The sequence below is a fragment of the Shigella sp. FC1567 genome, from assembly GCF_001743015.1.
Classification (GTDB): domain Bacteria; phylum Pseudomonadota; class Gammaproteobacteria; order Enterobacterales; family Enterobacteriaceae; genus Escherichia; species Escherichia coli.
Map to the genome: position 1 here is coordinate 1 of NZ_MIIV01000173.1, position 3871 is coordinate 3871.

General features: G+C 52.3%; 5 protein-coding genes. All 5 read right to left on the reverse strand.

Annotation, left to right across the window (positions count from 1 at the left end; genetic code table 11):
• Positions 1–119: 119 nt before the first annotated feature.
• A complete protein-coding gene (locus tag BHE85_RS11745) occupies positions 120–422 on the reverse strand; it encodes a phage baseplate plug family protein (RefSeq protein ID WP_000890114.1) in 303 nt (100 codons plus the stop codon).
• Complete coding sequence (locus tag BHE85_RS11750; protein ID WP_000010340.1) at positions 422–1132, reverse strand: phage baseplate protein; 711 nt, start codon at positions 1130–1132, stop codon at positions 422–424. Before BHE85_RS11750 ends, BHE85_RS11745 begins: the two co-directional genes overlap by 1 nt.
• Entirely contained in the window at positions 1129–3150 is a 2022-nt protein-coding gene (locus BHE85_RS11755; protein ID WP_000079882.1) for a lytic transglycosylase domain-containing protein, read from the reverse strand. Before BHE85_RS11755 ends, BHE85_RS11750 begins: the two co-directional genes overlap by 4 nt.
• A complete protein-coding gene (locus BHE85_RS11760; RefSeq protein ID WP_000228829.1) occupies positions 3134–3316 on the reverse strand; it encodes a hypothetical protein in 183 nt (60 codons plus the stop codon). Before BHE85_RS11760 ends, BHE85_RS11755 begins: the two co-directional genes overlap by 17 nt.
• Positions 3317–3555: 239 nt before the next feature.
• Positions 3556–3871, reverse strand: a 316-nt coding sequence (locus BHE85_RS11765) for an integrase core domain-containing protein (RefSeq protein ID WP_146627433.1), incomplete at its 5' end; no start/stop codon positions are given.

Genomic DNA, 3871 nt, shown 5'->3' on the forward strand with positions numbered 1-3871 from the left:
TTTCTGTTCCATAACAGGTGTCCACTAGTTGAAAAGGTGGGCACCTACGTTACCAATACAGGCTTAATGGCTACATACGGCGGTCAGTTTACGCTTACTTATTTTACGTTGTCTGTAGCTCATATCAGTTCCTCAGGTAACAGCCAGTAGAGCCGGTACCGGGATCCGAGCCCCCGCCAGTCAGGGTCACTATTCCCCTCCGTGTCGGTAAAAAACAGGTCCCCCTGAAACGGCAGGTATCCGTACCGGACAATCCGGTTATTATTCAGACACAGCACGCCATACAGGCACGGTTCACCATTAACAATGATATCGATATACATCCCCGTAGTACGCTGATTCAGGCGAATGGTGCAGACCTGAGCGCCCAGTGTCACCGTAAACTGCTGGGCTTTAACGGGAGATAAAACAATTTCCAGCATCAGGTGATCCCCCTGTTCGTGGCACTTCGTCTGTCAGCGTCTGACGGTTGTGTCACCGACGCCGTAACTGGCTGCGTTTTAACCGATGCGGCCCCTTTTGCTTTATCGTTGTCCGTGGGAGACGACTTATCCGTACTTCCCACTGACACCTCTCCTGTATTCATTACGGTCTGAAATACCGCAGTAACCGTCAGTAAGGTCGGACCATTATTACTTCGCATTCGGTAGTCATATTTCACAAGGTCGCAGGATGTCCATGTCTTGTCCGGCGTCTCAATATCGTAGAGTCCTGCCGTGGTACGCATCCTTTCAAGCGTTTCCAGCACATTCGTCCGCGAGGTGGTGGAAAAATTTGTCAGGTTCGGGACGGATCCGGAAAAGGCCGTCCACCCCTCTACAATGAAAGTCACATGCAGTTCCGGCGATCTCTGGATTTTATTAAAGGTGGTATAAGCCCCCTGCTCCACGGGGACGGTGGAAACAGAAGCCTCCGCGCCCACCTCAACGACAACAAAAGAATCCGGGGAGAAAGGTTTGCCACCCTTCTGATGGGCACCTGCCGGATCATTCCGTGCGTAATAAATACCGAATGACGGTGCCAGTACACTATTAATGAGTCCCAGGACACCGCCGCCACGAACTGCACTCAGTACGTTACTTTCACTGAGCGAAAAGTTATTCAGGGAAATATTATCGAAAGAAAAACTCATCCTGTTACCCCGCTGGAATAAACCGACACAAGCGCCGAATTCGTGATACGCCGACGTGCGTCATCGGTAATACCCTTCACATTGTCCGACGTTGTGGTGACATTCAGTGTCCCGATATGCGTGGTTTCCGTTACGGTGGACTGCGATACAGGCGCAGGATGGAGCGACCGTATGGCCATTGCCGCACCCGGATAAGGCAGGTTCGCCAGCACCCGCGGAATATAGTTGCGGGTCTCCTCCGGAGCAGCAGCCAGTCCCTTACGCTGAACATTTCCCTCTCCCCAGTTATATGCCGCCAGAGCCTTAGCCAGATCGCCATGAAAAAAACGTATCAGGCCACCAAGTTTTCTCGCGGCGGCATCAGCGGCTTTTTCGGGATCAAAGGCATCGTTCCCCCTCAGACCAAATTCACTGGCCGTCTTCGGCATGAACTGAAACAGTCCCATCGCACCAGCAGGTGAGACGGCAAACTGATTACCACGGGATTCGGTGATCGCAACGCTGCGCAGCAGTCCGGGCGGCAGGTTATATTTTTCCTCCAGTTGAGACAGTTTCGGTTGCAGCCAGCCTAACAGGGCTTCCCCGGTCTTCGTCGGTCGCTGGCGGTTTTGCATGGCATTACCGAGTTTTTCCTGCGTCGCACGCATACCCTGTAGCCAGGATTCACCGAAGGCTGCTTCCCTCCCGGTTGCCTGAGAAGCCTGAGTATCCAGCATGCCCTGCTGCCATACTGTGGGTGATTGTGCCCGGGTGATGTTGCCAGGCTTTTCTCCGACATCCAGTTTTGTCTGATACGTCTCCATCTCTTTCTTATTGAAAAAGAAAGTCCCGTCTGAAGCCCAGAAAAAACCATGTGAATCCAGCCAGTCCTTATTTTCCCTGCCAACAATGGATGTCAGTAATCCGTCAACAACCGGGTAAAGCGCCGTTATCGCAAAAAGAAGGCCTCCGGGGCCACTGAGGGCTTTTGTCAGCCCCCGCACCCATGACGCCACTTTCAGCCCGATCAGCGTAATAATGACATTCTGCCAGCCCCCCAGTTCTCCGGCAGCCTTATTCGCCAGGGAGGCCACTGACTCAACGTCATTCAGAAATGTGGTGATAAACCTGTTCACTTCCTCCGGATGTTGCTGCATCCAGTCACCGAGTGTCTCCAGCCAGTGGCTGAGCTTCAGCGCGTACGGCATCAACGCGGTGCTAATCGTCATCCCGATGCCGGACCAGGTCTGATCGAGCTCAACAAGCTCTTTTCGTAGCTTACGGGCCAGCGCTGTACGCCCCGGCGTAACCTGCGAACGGGAAGTAAATTCGTCCACATCTTTCAGCGCATGACCGGAGCCAAGAAACTGCTGTCCGGCATAACTGAAGCCCAGCGCGTTGCCGTAGGCAGTTTGTTCGGACTTTGTCAGTCGCGGAAAAATAACCGCCAGCTTGCGCATGATGGCTTCAGTGCTGTCAGTATTTAAATCAACACTAATGCCCGCCCTGGCTGCAACCTGAAACAAATCCTGTAACACAGGATCAAAGGACCTTCCGGCTCTGAAGGCCGCTTTTGCATTTGCAAGCCGGGAAAATGCCCCAGACATTTCCCCTTCATCAACATTATTTGCCCGCGCAGCCCGTAACCATCCGTCCAGATTTCTGGCCTTCATGCCAAAAGCATCGGATTCCACGGACAGACGGTTCAGATCACGGGCAAAACCTGTTACCAGGTTCTTCAGCCCCCCCAGCGTCAGACTGACACCCGCAAGAGCCAGAATCTCGCTACGGATCCCTGAAAAAAAACGGGACGCCCGTTTCCCGGCATCTTCCATTCGACGGGCCGTTTTATCAGCATCTTTTCCGGTTTTTTCCAGTGATTCACTGGTTTTCTTCTGTCCCTGACTGAATGTGTCAGCGACACCTTCCATCACCGTCGTGAGCCGGTTAAGGGCAGCATGTACTGCCTGTTCCCCGGCAGTAAAGTCCCTGTCATCAATCCCGAGGGACAGAACAAGCTCATCAAGTACCTGCGCCATTTCTGTTCTCCTGTATCACCTGTTCGTTATGGGCATCCACATGAATTATTTCCAGCAGATCCCATAAGTCCTGCACACCAAGGACAGAATCCAGTTCAGCTTTTGAAGCCTTACCGGAGGAGATAACGGTCGCAATGGTACGGGGAACATTAACGTAATCCACCACCCCGAACGGTCTGTCGGGGTCGAGATAACGCGGGGGGATATCTAGCTGACGACGGTAGCGAAAAAATCCACATGCAGCTTAAAGACCTCCGCACGCAGATTAAGACGGGTAATGATTTCTTCAATATCCTCTTCAACAAGCGGTCTCCGGATGCTGCGTTTTTTCGGATCGGGAACAAACTGCACACAGTCCATCATGAGGTGTACTGGCAATAGCGGACACTACCATTTGTTCTTTTTTTAAGCAGCCATCTGATGATATTTTTCCCTGAAGGCTGCCGGGGAGATATTCCCCAGACGAGAGTGACGACGCTGACGATTGTAGAAAATCTCAATGTATTCCCGTATTACTGAGATGGCTTCATCCCGGTTATTAAAACGATAGTGGCTCAGGCTCTCATTTTTCAGCGTTCCCCAGAAGCTTTCCATCGGAGCGTTGTCGTAACAGTGACCTTTACGCGACATTGATGTTTTCAGACCAGACTGCTCCTGTATGACCCGGTAATCGTATGCGCAGTACTGTGAACCTCGATCAGAGTGGTGGATTAGCCCGGCA